At 56.8% G+C, this 17,779-nt stretch carries 18 protein-coding genes; 11 read left to right on the forward strand and 7 right to left on the reverse strand.

The annotated features are described in order from the left end of the window. Positions 1-50: 50 nt before the first annotated feature. From GS614_RS14680 to GS614_RS14725, 10 genes are all read left to right on the forward strand, one after another. On the forward strand, positions 51-587 hold the full coding sequence (locus GS614_RS14680; protein ID WP_171726660.1) for a hypothetical protein: 537 nt from the start codon (positions 51-53) through the stop codon (positions 585-587). A 206-nt stretch (positions 588-793) separates the two neighbouring features. Continuing rightward, positions 794-2,479: a tryptophan halogenase family protein gene (locus tag GS614_RS14685; RefSeq protein ID WP_171117408.1), complete on the forward strand. Its 1,686-nt coding sequence runs from the start codon at positions 794-796 to the stop codon at positions 2,477-2,479. 170 nt (positions 2,480-2,649) lie between these two features. Further along, a complete protein-coding gene (locus GS614_RS14690) occupies positions 2,650-2,925 on the forward strand; it encodes a DUF6525 family protein (RefSeq protein WP_256368884.1) in 276 nt (91 codons plus the stop codon). Positions 2,926-3,156: 231 nt separating this feature from the next. Then, positions 3,157-4,833, forward strand: coding sequence for a 30S ribosomal protein S1 (rpsA, locus tag GS614_RS14695; RefSeq protein WP_068337749.1), 1,677 nt, complete (start codon positions 3,157-3,159; stop codon positions 4,831-4,833). A 270-nt stretch (positions 4,834-5,103) separates the two neighbouring features. Next, a complete protein-coding gene (ihfB, locus tag GS614_RS14700) occupies positions 5,104-5,388 on the forward strand; it encodes an integration host factor subunit beta (RefSeq protein ID WP_050603110.1) in 285 nt (94 codons plus the stop codon). 7 nt (positions 5,389-5,395) lie between these two features. After that, complete coding sequence (locus GS614_RS14705; RefSeq protein ID WP_171117412.1) at positions 5,396-5,746, forward strand: lipopolysaccharide assembly protein LapA domain-containing protein; 351 nt, start codon at positions 5,396-5,398, stop codon at positions 5,744-5,746. A gap of 11 nt (positions 5,747-5,757) precedes the next feature. After that, a complete protein-coding gene (locus GS614_RS14710) occupies positions 5,758-6,399 on the forward strand; it encodes a phosphoribosylanthranilate isomerase (RefSeq protein ID WP_171726661.1) in 642 nt (213 codons plus the stop codon). Between the two features lie 47 nt (positions 6,400-6,446). After that, positions 6,447-6,782 (forward strand): hypothetical protein, encoded by a 336-nt coding sequence (locus GS614_RS14715; protein ID WP_171726662.1) that lies wholly within the window; start codon positions 6,447-6,449, stop codon positions 6,780-6,782. 68 nt (positions 6,783-6,850) lie between these two features. After that, the gene (gene trpB / locus GS614_RS14720) at positions 6,851-8,098 is read left to right on the forward strand and encodes a tryptophan synthase subunit beta (protein WP_171117416.1); all 1,248 of its coding nucleotides are present in this window, start codon (positions 6,851-6,853) and stop codon (positions 8,096-8,098) included. A 648-nt stretch (positions 8,099-8,746) separates the two neighbouring features. Beyond that, positions 8,747-10,399, forward strand: coding sequence for an Ig-like domain-containing protein (locus GS614_RS14725; protein ID WP_171726663.1), 1,653 nt, complete (start codon positions 8,747-8,749; stop codon positions 10,397-10,399). Positions 10,400-10,452: 53 nt separating this feature from the next. Here the strand turns inward: GS614_RS14725 and GS614_RS14730 are convergent, their stop codons facing one another. The 7 genes from GS614_RS14730 to GS614_RS14760 form a co-directional block, all read right to left on the reverse strand. Next, positions 10,453-10,827: a DUF2237 family protein gene (locus GS614_RS14730; RefSeq protein ID WP_171117420.1), complete on the reverse strand. Its 375-nt coding sequence runs from the start codon at positions 10,825-10,827 to the stop codon at positions 10,453-10,455. A gap of 9 nt (positions 10,828-10,836) precedes the next feature. Next, entirely contained in the window at positions 10,837-12,000 is a 1,164-nt protein-coding gene (locus GS614_RS14735; protein WP_171726664.1) for a serine hydrolase, read from the reverse strand. An 83-nt stretch (positions 12,001-12,083) separates the two neighbouring features. Further along, positions 12,084-12,764 carry an aminoacyl-tRNA hydrolase gene (pth, locus tag GS614_RS14740; RefSeq protein WP_171726665.1) on the reverse strand — a complete coding sequence of 227 codons (681 nt, stop codon included), beginning with the start codon at positions 12,762-12,764 and terminating at the stop codon, positions 12,084-12,086. Between the two features lie 141 nt (positions 12,765-12,905). Continuing rightward, positions 12,906-13,559: a 50S ribosomal protein L25/general stress protein Ctc gene (locus GS614_RS14745; RefSeq protein WP_171726666.1), complete on the reverse strand. Its 654-nt coding sequence runs from the start codon at positions 13,557-13,559 to the stop codon at positions 12,906-12,908. Between the two features lie 249 nt (positions 13,560-13,808). Then, on the reverse strand, positions 13,809-14,975 hold the full coding sequence (locus GS614_RS14750) for an alpha-hydroxy acid oxidase (RefSeq protein ID WP_171726667.1): 1,167 nt from the start codon (positions 14,973-14,975) through the stop codon (positions 13,809-13,811). 147 nt (positions 14,976-15,122) lie between these two features. After that, positions 15,123-15,914 (reverse strand): tryptophan synthase subunit alpha, encoded by a 792-nt coding sequence (trpA, locus tag GS614_RS14755; protein WP_171726668.1) that lies wholly within the window; start codon positions 15,912-15,914, stop codon positions 15,123-15,125. A gap of 78 nt (positions 15,915-15,992) precedes the next feature. Next, positions 15,993-16,481 carry an acyloxyacyl hydrolase gene (locus GS614_RS14760; protein WP_171726669.1) on the reverse strand — a complete coding sequence of 163 codons (489 nt, stop codon included), beginning with the start codon at positions 16,479-16,481 and terminating at the stop codon, positions 15,993-15,995. 199 nt (positions 16,482-16,680) lie between these two features. Here GS614_RS14760 and ychF point away from each other — a divergent pair, with 199 nt between their 5' ends. Next, the gene (gene ychF, locus GS614_RS14765; RefSeq protein WP_152457188.1) at positions 16,681-17,778 is read left to right on the forward strand and encodes a redox-regulated ATPase YchF; all 1,098 of its coding nucleotides are present in this window, start codon (positions 16,681-16,683) and stop codon (positions 17,776-17,778) included. Position 17,779 lies beyond the last annotated feature (1 nt).

Below are 17,779 nucleotides of genomic sequence, written 5' to 3' on the forward strand. Positions count from 1 at the left end.
AGTGCGGGTTTTCACACCTATGCTGAAAGAATGCCCGCAGGAGTGTCATCATGATCCGATTAGCCTTCATTCTTGTTTTCATTGCCCGAAGCCTTGCCGCGCAAGAGCCCGTGCAAAGCCCACCCGAAGCTGAACCGCCGATGACCTACGAACGGCTGGGCAACATTCTTTTTGCACTTGACCCCGAAGCAGAGCCGAGCGGCCCCGGGTTTCAATTGACGATTGCAGGGGTGCAGGTCTTGGTCATCACCGACACCAATGCGGATCGGATGCGGGCCATGGTCCCGATCCGCAGCGCCGAGGCGCTGTCGGAGGAAGACTTGATCCGAATGATGCAGGCCAATTTCGACAGCACGTTGGATGCCCGCTATGCGATTGCCAATGGCACCTTGTGGGCTGCGTTTATCCACCCATTGTCCCTTTTGGAAAAAGACCAGCTGATCTCGGGGCTGGCCCAGACTGTGAACATCGCCAGGACATATGGCACCCTGTATTCCGGCGGTGCGGCAGAGTTCGGAGGCGGCGACAGCACCGATCTGCAACGTGAGTTGATTGAAGAGCTGCTGAAGAAAGGCGAAGAGATCTGACTGCACCGTGAATATGGGACTGGCGTGACGCCTGCTGGTTGGCCGATGTTGCGCGGCCGGGCCTTCAGGCCGGTGCGTCATAGACCCTAGATGGATTCAGGAAAGCTGTTATAGTTTCTTCCCAGCGAAAAGGGAAAGCTGCGACACAACCTGCAAAAAAACAGGGGCGCAGCAAAAAATTCCCAAGCCAACAGGGACAAAATTACATGAACAATCGTTTGAACAAAATCACCATCGTGGGTGGCGGTACGGCTGGATGGATGACCGCGCTGATCCTGGACATGGTGTTTTCCCGCACGTCAACGCCCAAGGATCGACCGCAAATCTGCCTGATCGAAAGCCCGAACATCTCGACCGTGGGGGTGGGTGAGGCCACGGTTCCGCGGATGCCTGTCACGCTGCGTCAGGCGGGTATTTCAGAGCGGAGTTTCTTCCGCGAGACCAACGCGTCCTTCAAGCTGGGTGTGAAGTTCTGCAATTGGAACAATGACGCCAAGGGCAATCGCATCGACTACATGAACCCCTTTGCGCACGGCCAGATGCTTGAGGGGCTGGAGGCCGCCGAGTATTTCCTGCGCTTCGGCAATGGCGACAGGGATTTCACGCAGTCCATATCGCCGCATGATGATCTGGCCCGTTTGTGTAAGGGCGCGCGTCAGTTGGGGCAGCCGGAATTCGAACAACGGTTTGGTTATGCCTATCATCTGGATGCCGTAAAGTTTGCAGGCATGCTGACCAGGGTCTGCACGAAGCGCGGAGTGGAGCATATCCGGGATGAGGTGCAAACGGTCGAGTTGGATGAACAGGGCAATGTCAGTCATCTCATGCTCGAGGCAAAAGGCCGCCATGACATTGAGATGGTCGTGGATTGCACCGGGTTCCGTGGGCTGATCATCAACAAGGCACTTGGCGAGCCATTTTTGGATTACTCTGACTACCTGCCCAATGATCGGGCCTTGGCGTTGCAGATCGAGCATCCGGATCCTGACAAGATCGAAAGCGCCACCAGATCCACTGCTTTGGGCGCGGGTTGGACGTGGCGCGTGCCGCTTTTTAACCGTGTGGGCACAGGATATGTCTATTCGTCGGCACACCGCACGGATGATCAGGCGGCGGACGAATACCTTGAGTGGCTGGGAGACAGCGGCAAGGGTTTGACACCGCGCGTGATCCCGATGCGCGTCGGTCGCGTGCGCAATGCCTGGGTCAAGAATTGCGTGGCCATAGGCCTGTCCGGCGGGTTCATTGAACCGCTGGAAAGCACGGCGATCCACATGATTGACCATGCGATACGCTGGTTCGCCGAGCATTTGCCCACGCGAGACATCGAGCCTTCGCTGAGGGACAGATACAATCGGCAGATGGACAAGCTCTATAATGAGGTTCTGGAATTCATCTGTTTGCACTATCGGTTGGGCAACCGTACCGATGACCAATACTGGATCGATGCGCGCACCGAGATGAAGATACCGGATCGGTTGGCCGAAAACCTTGACTTGTGGCAGTATCGCCTGCCGATGGATCACGATATCGAGTTCGCCACTTTGTTTGACAGCCGCGTTTATCAGACCGTTCTGTTGGGAAAACAGGTTTATGATACGGGCTATGGTTCGGGCATCCGTGATCGTCTTCGACCGTTGAAGAAACCGATTTGGTTCCAGGGTATGAAGAACGCGAAAATGGATCTGGCGAAGATCGTTAAATCCATGCCGGATCACAAAACACTGTTGCGCGATATCCGGGGGGAACTTGATCAACCTGCCTTTGGAATGGCGGCGGCAATGAAGCCTACAGTGGCGATGCCGGGCACGGCGCCAGCCCCTGTTGTCATCGAGAACATGCCGAACTTTGCTGAAATCCAAAGCGGCAAAAAGGATCTGCAACTGTTCTGACTGCTTCCTGCCCGTCGCGCAGGGAATGTTTGCAGTAAAGGCGGGGTGCAAACTCCCCGTCTTTTTTACTTCCGTGTGCTTTGTTGATATGTAATGTAATTACATACACATTGCGAAAGGCGACCGTATTGCAACAACTCAAGAAACAAGGGCAAACAAGGGGTCGGAACTTGCGGAGTACCCTCAAACGTCGGAGACGACAGGCGGCGCTTATGCAGGTCTACGACTCTCTGCCGTCAGGGCTGCGCCTGTGGTTGGCCTCGGCAAGCTTGCCGTGGAGCCCCGTTTCTGCGCAAAAAATCTGGAACCGGGCCGGAGGTGCGCGCAACCCATCCGCAGCGTTGATGCGACTGGACGCAATTGAACAGGCCATGCTGCGGCGCGATGCCGGGGTTTGGACCTTCAAAACCGGCAACGCGCCTGGGTACAGAGCCGCCAAACCTTGAAAATATGGGCTTTGCCCTTGCACATACCGGGGAATCCGCCTATACGCGCGCTGTCGATACAAGGGCGGTCAACGTCCGGATGACGTTTCTGAGCAGGGCCGAGTTACCTCGGCCCTTTGTGTTTGTTTGCTCAGGGGCGCACCGGATCACGCCTGAAGACATCATGAAACAAGACCGGCGGAGACAACCGCTCGGCCAGCAAAAACGTATTGTAAAGGAAAACAACGCCACATGGCTAACGCATCCATGGAGGAATTCGAAGCCCTCCTGAATGAAAGCTTCGAAATGGACACACCCGAAGAGGGGTCTGTTGTCAAAGGCAAGGTTCTGGCGATCGAAGCCGGCCAAGCCATCATCGACGTAGGCTACAAAATGGAAGGCCGCGTTGATCTGAAAGAATTCGCAAATCCCGGCGAAGCCCCTGAAATCGCTGTTGGTGACGAGGTCGAAGTTTACCTGCGTGCCGCAGAAAACGCCCGTGGCGAAGCCGTCATCTCGCGTGAGATGGCCCGCCGTGAAGAGGCATGGGACCGTCTGGAAAAAGCATATGCCGACGACCAGCGCGTCGAAGGTGCAATCTTTGGTCGCGTCAAAGGTGGTTTCACCGTCGATCTGGGTGGCGCAGTTGCGTTCCTGCCCGGCAGCCAGGTTGACGTGCGCCCCGTGCGCGACGCCGGCCCGCTGATGGGTCTGAAGCAGCCGTTCCAGATCCTGAAAATGGACCGCCGCCGTGGCAACATCGTTGTTTCGCGTCGCGCCATCCTGGAAGAATCGCGTGCCGAACAGCGTGCCGAAGTCATCGGCAACCTGTCCGAAGGTCAGACCGTCGAGGGTGTTGTCAAGAACATCACCGAGTACGGTGCATTCGTTGACCTGGGCGGCGTTGACGGCCTGCTGCACGTCACCGACATGGCATGGCGCCGTGTGAACCACCCGTCCGAGATCCTGACGATCGGCGAAACCATCAAGGTTCAGGTCATCAAGATCAACAAAGAGACCCACCGCATCAGCCTGGGCATGAAGCAGCTGCAGGAAGATCCGTGGGATCTGGTTGCTGCCAAGTACCCGCTGGGCTCGGTCCATCAGGGTCGCGTTACCAACATCACCGACTACGGCGCGTTCGTCGAGCTGGAAGCCGGTGTCGAAGGTCTGGTGCACGTGTCCGAGATGTCCTGGACCAAGAAAAACGTCCACCCCGGCAAGATCGTTTCGACCAGCCAGGAAGTCGACGTCATGGTTCTGGAAATCGACGGCGCCAAGCGTCGCGTGTCTCTGGGCCTGAAGCAGACTCAGCGCAACCCGTGGGAAGTGTTTGCAGAAACACACCCCGAGGGCACCGAGGTCGAAGGCGAAGTCAAGAACATCACCGAATTCGGTCTGTTCATTGGCCTCGAAGGCGACATCGACGGCATGGTTCACCTGTCCGACCTGTCCTGGGACGAGCGTGGCGAGGATGCGATCCAGAACTACCGCAAGGGCGATGTCGTTCAGGCGGTTGTCTCGGAAGTTGACGTCGAAAAAGAGCGTATCTCGCTGTCGATCAAAGCCCTGGGCGGTGACAAGTTCGCCGAAGCCGTGGGCGGCGTGAAGCGTGGCTCGGTGATCACTGTCGAAGTCACCGCGATCGAAGATGGCGGCATCGAGGTCGAATACGAAGGCATGAAGTCGTTCATCCGTCGTTCGGATCTGTCGCGTGACCGTGCCGAACAGCGCCCCGAGCGTTTCTCGGTCGGTGACAAGGTCGACGTCCGCGTCACCAACGTCGACAGCAAGACCCGTCGTCTGGGCCTGTCGATCAAGGCGCGCGAGATCGCCGAAGAGAAAGAGGCCGTGGAACAGTACGGTTCTTCCGATTCGGGCGCATCGCTGGGCGATATCCTGGGTGCAGCCTTGAAATCCGGCGACTGAGCCAAGGCAGTATCCCAAGCATGAATTTCGGCCCCGCACGACAGTGCGGGGCCGTTTTTGTTGCGAATCAATATGTTCCGAACCGCAGGGTTAATAAGGGGATTGATCGCGCATTAAGTGTGGAAATTGGCCTGACAGATAAAATTTCGCGCGAGAATGTGGCAAAATAAAGCCTCAAAACTCAGAGTATCCGTTCCCCCCTTCCGGGTTTTTTCCTATACTGTCAAAACAGTAGACCTGTCACACCGGCTGCCTGGGAGGGTATCACGCATGATCCGTTCAGAATTGATTCAGAAAATCGCTGACGAAAACCCGCATCTCTATCAGCGTGATGTCGAGCGGATCGTGAACACCGTATTCGAAGAAGTCACAGACGCCATGGCGCGCGGTGACCGTGTCGAACTGCGGGGCTTTGGTGCCTTTTCCGTGAAGAAACGCGACGCACGTGTTGGGCGCAACCCGCGCACGGGCGAGACAGTGCAGGTCGAAGAAAAATGTGTACCGTTTTTCAAAACTGGCAAGTTGCTCAGGGATCGATTGAACGGTAAAGCCTGACACCATGATGCGTTACCTTCGATATGCTTTTCTGGCGGCTCTCGGGATCATCCTGATTTCCGTGTCTCTTGCCAATGTTCAGTCCGTTGAACTGAAACTGATGCCGGATGCTCTGGCCGAGCTTCTGGGTTTTAACCTCAGCGCGTCACTGCCGCTGTTTCTGGTGGTTTTAGGGGGTGTTGCAGCAGGATTGGTTATTGGTTTCCTGTGGGAATGGCTGCGGGAACACAAGCACCGCCGCGACGCGACCGTGAAGAAAACCGAAGTGCGCAAGCTTGAGCGCGAAGTCAAGAAACTCAAGAAAAAGCAAAACGAAGGCAAGGACGACGTGCTTGCCATTCTGGATGAGGCGAGCTGAGCCTGACCGATATGCCTGATGTTCGGTTCAAAATCTGCGGTCTGACCGCACCGGATCAAGTGCGCGCTGCGGCAGACGCCGGGGCAGGCTATGTTGGGTTCGTTTTCTTTCCGAAATCGCCACGCAATCTGGATGTTTCGCGGGCCGCAGAACTGGCGCATCTGGTCCCAGTTGGCGTTGCCAAGGTGGCTTTGGTGGTGAATGCCACTGACGAAAAATTGGACGGCATCGTTTCGACTGTACCGCTTGATATGCTTCAACTGCATGGCAAGGAATTGCCCGAACGGGTTTCCGAAATTCGCGAGCGATTTGGTTTGCCGGTGATGAAAGCCATAGGAGTGGCCGAGGCCGAGGATCTGGCGGCCATCGATCTTTACTCGGAGGTGGCCGATCAACTGCTGATCGATGCGAAACCGCCCAGAGAGGCTGAATTGCCGGGCGGCAACGGGTTGGCCTTTGACTGGCGGCTGTTGGCCGGACGGAAATACTGGCGGCGACCCTGGATGCTGGCCGGAGGCCTGACACCCCTGAACGTTGCCGAAGCTGTCCGGATGACAGGTGCCCGGCAGGTAGATGTGTCAACCGGTGTCGAAAGCGCGCCGGGTGTGAAAGATGCGGCCCTGATCCGTGACTTTGCATCGGCTCTCAGGTGATCTGAAAAAGATCTTGTTGCGTATCCCTCGAAACAGAGGGGTTGAGCATGCTCGCAGCAATCGGGGGCGTTTCCTTGAAACATTGGTACCATGCGCCGGAGTTTTTCTGGCGCGCGGGACAGGCCTGTCGGCAGGCGCAAGGCGACCCATTGTGCCTGCACGCTGACTTGTTCAGGCAGGATGGCATCTATTTTTCATTCAGTGTCTGGCAAGACATTGAAGCAATGCTGACATTTTCCCAATCCGGCCCCCACAGGCGTGCCGTGTTGGCGGCCGATCGTTTGGTGGATGTGAACAGGTTTCATCATTTTCCGTGCATTGGTGTGCCCTCGCCGGAACAGGCGATTCAGGTCTGGCGTCAAAACACGCAGGTTGTGGAATGATGCGTTTTGCCCATGGCAAATCCCGCTGCCACCACCTATGAACAACAGATACGACGAGGGAGACACCCATGGCCAACGATCTTTTCAATTCCTTCATGTCCGGCCCTGACGAACAGGGACGTTTCGGCATCTTCGGCGGGCGTTTTGTCAGTGAAACTCTGATGCCGCTGATCCTGTCGCTGGAAGAGGAATACAACAGGGCCAAGGATGATCCGACGTTCTGGGCCGAGATGGATGACCTGTGGGCAAACTATGTGGGTCGTCCTTCGCCGCTGTATTTTGCGGAGCGCCTGACCGAGCATCTGGGGGGTGCCAAGATCTATCTGAAGCGTGACGAGCTGAACCACACCGGCGCACACAAGATCAACAACGTGCTGGGTCAGATCATTCTGGCGCGGCGTATGGGCAAGACCCGGATCATTGCTGAAACCGGGGCAGGGCAGCACGGCGTGGCCACCGCCACCGTATGTGCCAAGTTTGGCTTGAAATGCATTGTCTATATGGGGGCGCACGACGTGCAGCGGCAAGCTCCGAACGTATTCCGCATGCGTCTTCTGGGGGCCGAGGTGATCCCTGTGACCTCGGGTCGTGGGACGCTCAAGGATGCGATGAATGACGCGCTGCGTGACTGGGTGACTAATGTGCGCGACACGTTCTACTGCATCGGCACCGTGGCTGGACCGCACCCCTATCCGGCAATGGTCCGCGATTTCCAGTCGATCATCGGCAAGGAAGCGAAAGAGCAGATGATGAAGGCTGAAGGCCGTTTGCCGGATACGATCATCGCGGCAATCGGCGGCGGTTCGAACGCGATGGGTCTGTTCTATCCCTTCCTCGACGACAAGGACGTCAACATCATAGGCGTCGAGGCGGGCGGAAAAGGTGTGAACGAGAAAATGGAGCATTGCGCCTCGCTGACCGGCGGTCGGCCGGGCGTGTTGCACGGCAACCGGACCTATCTGTTGCAGGATGACGATGGCCAGATTCTTGAAGGCTATTCGATCTCGGCCGGGCTGGACTATCCGGGCATCGGGCCCGAGCATTCCTGGCTGCACGAAATTGGACGCGCGAATTACGTCTCGATCACCGACAAGGAAGCGCTCGAGGCGTTCCAGCTGTGCTGCGCAACCGAGGGGATCATCCCGGCGCTGGAACCAAGCCACGCTTTGGCCCATGTGATGAAGATCGCACCGGAATTGCCCAAGGATCACCTGATCTGCATGAACATGTGCGGTCGTGGAGACAAGGACGTTCAGACCGTAGCCAAATATCTGAACTTCGATATGTCAGACACCGAAGGCCGTACGGCGGACTGAGTGTGAACCGGGGCGGCATGTCCCGGTTGCTCTGTCTTGGGGTCGATGGCTCAAGCAGACCTGAAAGCAATAATTCCAAGGCAGGAAAGGCGGGATAGTCAAACATGTGACATGTCCGCCGAAATCAGGTTGCCCTGCAAAAAGGACCGCCGCCAATGCGCATGTAAGGACAACACAGAAGCCGGAGGAATCGCCGGCTGCTGTGAAACCTCGATCATTGTACCTGCATTTGTTTCTCAACAACTGCCAGTTGCGACCCCTGCCCGAGATTGTTGCGAATATCCCGTCAAAGCCGAGGGTCTGTATCCGGCATATCTTGAGCATATGACTTGCAAAGTCTCGGCTTGTTGTGACCTTTCGCCTAGAAGACACCCTGAAAACACCGAGGTCCGAAGTGTTTTCCGGGGATTTTTCGCCTTTGCCTTGCGGTTTGTGCATGGCCATGTGGCCCGCACGCCAAAGTTGAGTTGTTTCCAATTCTATACAGTGTCTCCAAATTGAATTAACTATTGGGTAACTGGCGTAGTTGCGGCCGGTTCAGGGGACGTCTCTGCAATGGATGGGACAATGGATGACGTGGTTCGGGGCACAGTGTCTTTGCCCGGGCGCCCTGGTGTTTAGCGCCCTCGCGGTGTTGTAGGAGGTAAAATGGTTAGGTCCGTTATTTCGAGGCTGTTGTGCCTCTGTTTTCTGATTTCAGCACTCATGATCGGAAGCGCGAAAGAGGGTGCGGCCCTTGGTGGCGGCTTCATCATAACCTCGGTTCCGACGCCGAACGGGGGAAGCATCTTTTTCAACAATATCCCATTTACCGGCACGGCCTTTGTTTCGCTGGGGGGGTCGGGGCAGGTTCCCGGCGGCAGTTTCTATTTCAACAACGGCATTTTGAACCAGAGTGCGATCACGCCCGCCGGCCTTGCCTCCCTTGGCTATATCGGCGCAACCATTCTCAGTCAGGATGGCGCGGATTCCACATATGCGGCAGACGGATACATGGGGATTACGTTCACCGCGCGCGAAACCGCCGGTGGGCCGCTTTATCGCTATGAGATCGCGTTGTCCGGTGTAACGAACACCCAAATCGTCAACACGCGCGTTCTGGTGGATACGACACAACCAACTGCAACGATCGGGGCCTTGACGCCGACCGGCAGCGGAACGTTTCAAGCAACCATTACCCTGAGCGAACCAAGCACCGATTTCACCGTGGGCGACCTGTCCGTCACCAATGCAACGGCTACTCTGACCGGGTCCGGCACCAGCTATGTCGCCACTTTGACGCCCCAGAACAACGGCACCATCGAGCTTTTCATTCCGGCGGGGGTGTTCTCGGACGCGGCTGGGAATCTGAACCTTGAATCAAACAGGGTCAGCACGCTTCAAGCCGTGACAAATGCTCAACGTCAGATTCAGGCGTTCCAGAACGCCCGGGCCAACAGCCTTGTGTCGAACCAGCCGAAACTGACCCAGTTTCTGCAAGGCTCGGGGTCGGGTGTACTGGACGCTTCGGTCACGCAGGGCTCGGGGTATCTGAATTTCGCCAGTGATCCGGCGCGCCCCGTCTGGTTCAGTGTGACCGGTAACTGGAGTTCGCAGGATGATTTTGACAACTCCTATGCACTGGCAGTTGTCGGGGCTCATCGCCAGATCAATTCGAACCTGTTGATCGGTGCCATGCTTCAGTTCGACTATGCCGAAACGGAAAACGGCCCGGCCAGCGTGGACGGTACGGGCTGGCTGGTTGGTCCTTATGCAGTGGCAAAATTGCCCAATCATTCGGTGTTTCTTGAAGGGCGCGTTCTTTATGGTCAGGCCGACAACAACATCTCTCCGTTTGGCACCTACGAGGACAGTTTCGACAGTGACCGTTGGCTGGTCCAGTCGCGCGTAACCGGTGAGATAAAGCGTGGCGCCCTGACATTGATGCCTTTGCTGGACGTAAGTTATGCCAGCGACGATCAGAAAGCTTATACCGACAGCCTGGGCAATCTGATTCCACAGCAGGATTTCAGTTTGACGACGGCACGGTTGGGTGTCGATTTCAGTCACCCGTTGCAAGTGTCACGTGGAGAGATGATGCTGACGGGTGGGCTTTCTGGGATTTGGAGCACGACTTCGGGTACCGGGACCGCCCCGGGCGTGACACCGATTGGCGATACCGCCCGTGCCCGCGCGGATCTGGGCCTGGACTACCGGCTGGAAAACAACAGCTTGCTTGCAGCAAACGTGTTCTACGATGGCATTGGTGAAAGCGGTTTCGAAAACTACAGCATCAGCCTGATCTGGCAAATGGCATTCTGACCTTGGGGCGAAACTGGATCGCGGATCACGTCTCGCCCCGGGCGCAATGGCTTTCAGGCATTCGCCTTGTTCTGAAGCAAGATATCAAGCGGCACAATCTCGAGCGCGCGTTGATGGGTCGCCTCCAGGTGAACCTTTGGCGCGCATCCTTCGTCATGGGCCTGTAGGAACCGGCCGGCACACAGACACCAGCTGTCACCGGGCTTGAGACCCGGGAAATCGAATTCGGGCCGAGCCGTGCTCAGATCATTGCCGACGTATTTCGAGAATGCCAGAAACTCGGCCGTCATCACGGCACAAACGGTATGGCTGCCCTGATCCTCGGGGCAGGTATTGCACGCACCATCCCGAAAGAACCCGGTCAGAGGATCGCGTGAGCAGGGCGCCAGAACGCCGCCGAGTACATTGATACTGTCTTGTTTCTGCATGAACACACCTTACAGGCTTTCTGCGATCTTGCGGAACATTTCGATATTCTGGTCGTTTACGCCAGTGTCGCGGAATTTCCGATCAGCGCCGGTAGACACAATCAGAACGCCACGAGGTTGGTTGAAATAGATGTATTGCCCATACACGCCCCGGGCCAGAAACTCTCCCTCATGGGCGCCGCGCGGGATCCACCACTGGTACCCATATCCAATCTTCCCCTGAGCGGTCGGGGCGCTGGGTTGAGTTGCCTCGAATATCCAGTCGGCGGGCACCACTTGCCGGCCGTTCAATTCCCCATCTTGCAGGATCATTTGCCCGAACCGTGCAAAGTCACGTGTCGTGAAATTCAATCCGCCCAGAACAAATGCGACACCAGCGCCGTCAGTGACATAATACCCGTCACGCTCAAGGCCCAGGGGCTGAAGGATTTTTTCCGTCAAAAGATCCGCGACACTGCGACCGGTCGCCCCGCGTATCACCATGCCCAATACATGCGTGTCTATGGAAACGTATTGCCAAGTTTCACTGGGGGGCGCGAAACTGTCCTGCAATGAGGCTGCAAAATCGTCCAGTTCACCGCCCAGGGCAATCACACGGCCCATCCTGTTGATGTCAGATTTCGGGTCCAGATAATCTTCGTCAAACGTGACGCCGCTGGCCATGTTCAGAACGTTCCGAATTGTCGCCCTGTCATATGCGCTGCCTGCAAGTTTGGGGGCGTATTTGACGACGGGATCATCCAATGAATCGATTGCGCCCTCTTGCAGGAGAATGCCGAAAAGCGCCGACAGATAACTTTTTGCCACTGACCACGAAATCCGACGATCATCGGGACCGGTGCCCAGATAGTATTCCTCGAACCGGATCTTGCCGTTCTGCATGATAAGCAAAGAAGTGACCGAGCGTTCATTGATCCAAGTGTCGGTGCCTTCCGGAAGATCGAAACCTTCGCCGTAGGGCAGTTCCCATGTTGGGGCGTTTCCACGCGGCAGATCCACGGTCAGAAAGGCTTCATCCATATGCGAAAAGTTGTGAACGATCTTGTCCTCGGCAAACAGAGAGTTCACCGCCATCAGGCGCTGCAACTCTTCGCGTTTCCAAAGCCCAACGGCAGCGGCGGCCAAAGCCAGCGCCAGCACAATGCGCAGAACCCACTTCAGTATGGACCGCATCGCATAGCCTCCCTTGTTTGCGTGTATTGGAACGTGGACATCCCTCTTTCGCAACGCCGACGTAACGGAAAGAGGGCGGGGCGTTATTTGAACTTGTCCAACAGTTTCTGCATGGCCGACCGTTCGTCGGCCGGTGGCTTCGGAGGTGCCTCAGATGCGGTTTCAGCTTTTGGAGCGGCCGTCTTGGACGACCGGGGCGGAGCAGTGCGCAGGGCCACCGCGTTCATGAATTTTCCACCATCATCCTGGGCCAGATGGGGCGCGCCGTCCGAAACACCCCGAAGAACGTCGTCCAGCCAGTCACTCTCGGATTTCGCAAAGTCGCTCAGAACATAAGCCGAGACCATTTCCTTGCGGCCCGGATGTCCGATCCCAAGCCGGACACGGTCATAGGCTGCGCCTATATGGTCGTGGATCGAACGCAGACCATTATGCCCAGCGTGCCCACCACCCGCCTTTACCCGCACTTTGCCTGGGGCGAGGTCCAACTCGTCATGGAACACGACAACATCAGTGGACTCGAGCTTGTAGAACCGCATCGCTTCACCCACGGATTGACCGGACCGGTTCATGAAGGTCTGCGGTTTCAGCAACAGGATTTTTTCAGAGCCCAACCGCCCTTCCGAGATTTCGCCCTGAAACTTGGATTTCCATGGGCCAAACCCATGGTCTTCCGCAATCCGGTCCACGGCCATAAACCCGATGTTGTGCCGGTTCCGGGCGTATTTCTGCCCCGGGTTTCCCAATCCGACAAAGAGTTTCATGACCATGCTCCGCCTCTGTAGCCTCGAGGCTATGTGATGCCCGGAATCGCCATGGAAATCCAGCCAGCGCTGTGCGTGTTGACCATAAAAAAACGGGGCTCGTCAGAACCCCGTTTCAAAATCCAGACGTTTGATCCGGGTTTATTCTTCTTCTTTGCCGACGACTTCGACTTCGTCGACTGCAACTTCCGCTTCTTCACCTTCTTCGTCGTCGCTCGTGGACAGACCGGTCGGTGCCGAGACGTTCGCGATTACGAAGTCGCGGTCGATGGTCGGCTTGGTGCCTTCGGGCAGGTCAACCGACGAAATGGTGACGACGTCGTTGATGTTCATTCCGGCCACATCAACGGTGATCTTCTCAGGAATGTCACCTGCGGTGCACAACAGCTCGACTTCCGGGCGGACAACGGTCAGAACGCCGCCCTTCTTGATGCCGGGGGCTTCATCTTCGTTGATGAATTCAACCGGAATGTACAGCGCGATCTTGGTGGTCCGGCGCAGGCGCATCAGGTCCAGGTGTGTCGGCAGGTCTTTGACGACATCGCGCTGAACGTCGCGGCAGATGACGCGAACGTCTTCATGGCCTTCGACCTTCAGGTTCCACAGGGTCGACTTGAAGCGACCGGCCTTCAGGTGCTTGAACAGTTCGTTGAACGGAATCTGAATCGGCAGCGGATCTTTGTCGCCGCCAAACACAACGCCCGGAACCATGCCTTCGCGGCGTGTTTTGCGAGCGGCGCCCTTGCCTGTCCCCGTCCGTTCCAGAGCTACGAGATCAGGAATCTCTCCAGCCATGATAATTCTCCAATGTTAGGGCGGGTATCCTCCAAGGCTGTATACCCGCGTGAAGCCGCGTCCTTATCTCGATTCATCCGGTTTGGAAAGGGGTAATTCACAGCTTGCCGTTCTGAGGGGCTCAGCCGCGCGCTCCGAAGTGTTCTTCGCCAGATCAGTGAAGGGTCCGCTGTTTCATCTGGCCACAAGTATCCCGGGGGAGACGCCCGGAACGGGCGGCGGGGGCAGAGCCCCAAATCTCCCGCGGGCTCAGCCTTGCCAGCGACCACCAAAATCTTCTGGTACCAGAAGATTGTGCGCCCCCAGTGCGCTAACGGTTTTTTCACCGCACAGCGCCATTGTTGTATCAAGTTCCTTCTGAATCACTTCCAGCGCGGTGGTGACGCCTTTCTGACCCATGGCGCCCAACCCATAAACAAATGCGCGGCCGATATACGTCCCCGTGGCCCCCAGCGCCAATGCCTTGAGCACGTCCTGACCCGAGCGGATACCACTGTCCAGATGCACTTCGACATCATTGCCGACAGCGTCCATGATTTCGGGCAATACCCGGATCGAGCTGAGCGCACCATCCAGCTGACGCCCGCCATGGTTCGACACGACAATGGCATCCGCTCCCAGCTTGGCAGCCATTTTGGCATCTTCCGCGTCGAGTATGCCTTTCAGGATCACCTTTCCGCCCCACTGTTCCATCAGTTTTTCGACTTTACTCCAGTCGAGGGTGGGGTCGAACTGTTCAGCGGTCCAGGCCCCCAGTGAAGACGCGTCCGAGATACCTTGCACATGTCCCACTATATTGCCGAACTCGCGCCGCTTGGCCCGCAGCATTTCAATGCCCCAGGCCCATTTGGTCATCAGGTTCGCGATGGTCTTCGCGGTCAGCTTGGGGGGTGCGGACAGGCCGTTCTTCAGGTCTTTGTGCCGTTGGCCCAGAATCTGCAGATCCAACGTAATCACCAGCGCCGAACATCCGGCGTCCTTGGCCCGCTGGATCAGACGGCTGACATAGTCAGCGTCCTTCATCGTGTAGAGCTGAAACCAGAACGGCTTATCGGTGTGCTCGGCCACGTCTTCGATCGAGTTGATCGACATTGTGGAAAGGGTAAAGGGAACACCAAAATCCTCTGCGGCTTTGGCGGCCTTCATCTCTCCGTCCGCATGCTGCATCCCCGTCAACCCGACCGGGGCCAACGCGACCGGCATCGACACCTTCTGGCCGATCATTTCCGAGGCAGTTGAACGCCCGGACATATCAATGGCAACCCGCTGACGCAGGCGGATCTTTTCAAAATCGGAACTGTTTTCGCGGAATGTCTGTTCCGTCCAACTGCCGCTTTCAGCGTAGTCGTAGAACATCCGCGGCACGCGACGCTCGTAAATGCGCCTGAGGTCTTCAATATTGGTTATCACAGGCATGACTCAGACCTCCGAACTTACTGGTTCGTTTTCCTTACCAATGCATGTCAAAGCCTGCAATGATCTGGCCCGGCGGCGGGCAGTCAAAAAAGCCTGCCCCAGAACAGTCTGCGGCAGGCTTTCGAGTGTGTTGTGTTATCTGCCGGATCAGGCGCTATGAGCGCCATCCGACAGGGACTTTACAAAATCCAGAACTTCCTCGACCGGTTTGCCTGCGCCGATCTGGCTGACGATCGCCGATCCGACTACGGCACCATCTGCCACGGACGCGATATTGCGGGATTTCTCGGGCGTATTGATGCCAAAGCCCACGATCACCGGCAGCTCGGTAGCGGCCTTGATGCGGGCAACCTCGGGGGCCACATCCGTTGCCTGCGCCTCGGCCGCGCCGGTGATGCCAGTGATTGAGACGTAGTACACGAAGCCCGAGGTGTTTTGCAGAACGCGCGGCAAGCGCTGGTCATCCGTGGTAGGTGTTGCAAGACGAATGAAGTTCAGCCCGGCCACCTGAGCAGGCAGGCAAAGCTCTTCGTCTTCCTCGGGCGGCAGATCGACAACGATCAGCCCGTCAATACCGGCATCTTTGGCATCGGCCAGAAAAGCCTCGACACCGCGGCTGTAAATCGGGTTGTAGTACCCCATCAGGACAATTGGTGTCGTGTCATCTGTTTCCCTGAACGCGCGCGCCAGATCCAATGTGCGCTGCAACGTCATCCCGCCGTCCAGCGCGCGTTGACCCGCCGCCTGAATGGTGGGGCCATCCGCCATCGGATCAGTGAAGGGCAAACCAAGTTCGATGATGTCCACACCCGCGCCGGGCAGGCCTTTGACCACGTCGAGCGAGGTGTCATAGTCTGGGTCCCCTGCCATCACATAGGCAACAAAAGCCTTCTTTCCTTCGGCTTTCAGGGCGGCAAACTTAGCGTCGATACGGGTCATCGGATGTCCTTGCAATCGGGTTTGGACCCGTGTGCAGAAACTTTGACCGAAAATCAATCCCGCCAACGCAGGAATAGCTCAGAAGCCCAGATGGTACCGCAGCAGAACCGCGTTTACACCAGGGTTCTCATCATTGGTGCTGGCGTTCGATTTGTGCGTGATCGCAACTGACATTCTGTTGCCGTTGTTCAGGTTATATCCAAGACCCAAAAGGCTGCGGATCTGAAAGTCTCCGCCCAGGTCGTTCTGGTCGTTGCTGGCATTGAAGTACCCTGGCATGACACTGCCTTCGACGAACCAGCGCTCACCCAGAGAATACAGTCCGACCAGCCCCACACCGATATGCGTATCCCCGTCTTCGTCCACAGAAAACGCAGCACCCCAGCCAGCACTGAACAGAGTTGCCTGGTGAAAAGGAGTGTGATGGTATTCGAGAGCGATCAGTGCCTGATCTTCGGACGTCGCCTCGGAAAAATCTGAATACCCGGCACCAAAAACAACCGTCTGAGCTTGGGCTGTAGCAAATGTAGAGACCGTCAGTACGGCTGCAAGAAGTAGTTTTTCCATTATATTCTGCCATTTAATTTGGTCGCGCTATGTTAATTGTTCATCCTACCCTTCGTTTTTCAGGACCGACAAGAACACGATTTGAGAACAATTTCGTGATGTGGCCGAAGGGACTCAAACAAAGTAGCCCCGGCAATCACTTGCGCATTGATGCGGACCTGCATAGAAGCTGCGTTCGTATTCTATGCAGGAGGCCGTTATGGGCTTTAAGATGGGAATCGTGGGTCTGCCAAACGTGGGCAAGTCGACCCTGTTCAATGCGTTGACCAAAACCGCTGCCGCGCAAGCCGCGAACTTCCCGTTCTGCACGATTGAGCCCAATGTCGGCGATGTGGCCGTGCCGGATGAGCGGCTCGACAAGTTGGCGGCAATCGCGTCGTCGAAACAGATCATCCCGACGCGCATGACATTCGTGGATATCGCCGGTCTGGTGAAGGGGGCCTCGAAAGGCGAGGGGCTGGGGAACCAGTTTCTGGCAAATATTCGCGAAGTCGATGCCATCGCCCATGTCCTGCGCTGTTTCGAAGATGGCGACGTGACCCATGTTGAAGGCCGCATCGATCCTGTGGCCGACGCCGAGACCATCGAGACCGAGCTGATGCTGGCCGATCTGGAAAGCATCGAAAAGCGCCGTGCCAACCTTGTGCGCAAGCTGAAAGGCAATGACAAAGAGGCCCAACAGCAGGACCGCCTGCTTGCCGAAGCGCAAAAGATGCTGGAGAGCGGCAAACCTGCACGGTTGGTCGAGGTTTCGGACGAGGACGCCAAGGCCTGGAAGATGTTGCAGCTGCTGACCACCAAGCCGGTTCTTTATGTTTGCAACGTGTCTGAGGAAGAAGCCGCTGAAGGCAACGAATACTCGGCGAAAGTCGCCGAGATGGCTGCCGCCCAAGGCAACTCTCACGTCATCATCAGCGCCAAGATCGAAGAAGAGATCAGCCTGCTTGAAGCGGACGAGGCACAGATGTTCCTTGAGGAAATGGGTCTGGAAGAGCCCGGCCTCGACCGTCTGATCCGTGCCGGGTACGACCTGCTGAAACTGGAAACCTATTTTACGGTCGGCCCGAAAGAGGCCCGCGCCTGGACCATCCGCACCGGCACCGCTGCACCGCAGGCGGCTGGTGTCATTCATGGTGATTTCGAAAAGGGATTCATCCGCGCCGAGACCATCGCCTATGACGACTTCATCGCCTGCAACGGCGAGCAGGGGGCGAAAGAGGCAGGCAAGATGCGGGCCGAGGGGAAAAGCTATATCGTCAAGGATGGCGACGTGATGCATTTCCTGTTCAACACCTGAC

Source organism: Ruegeria sp. HKCCD6604 (assembly GCF_013110635.1).
GTDB lineage: Bacteria > Pseudomonadota > Alphaproteobacteria > Rhodobacterales > Rhodobacteraceae > Ruegeria.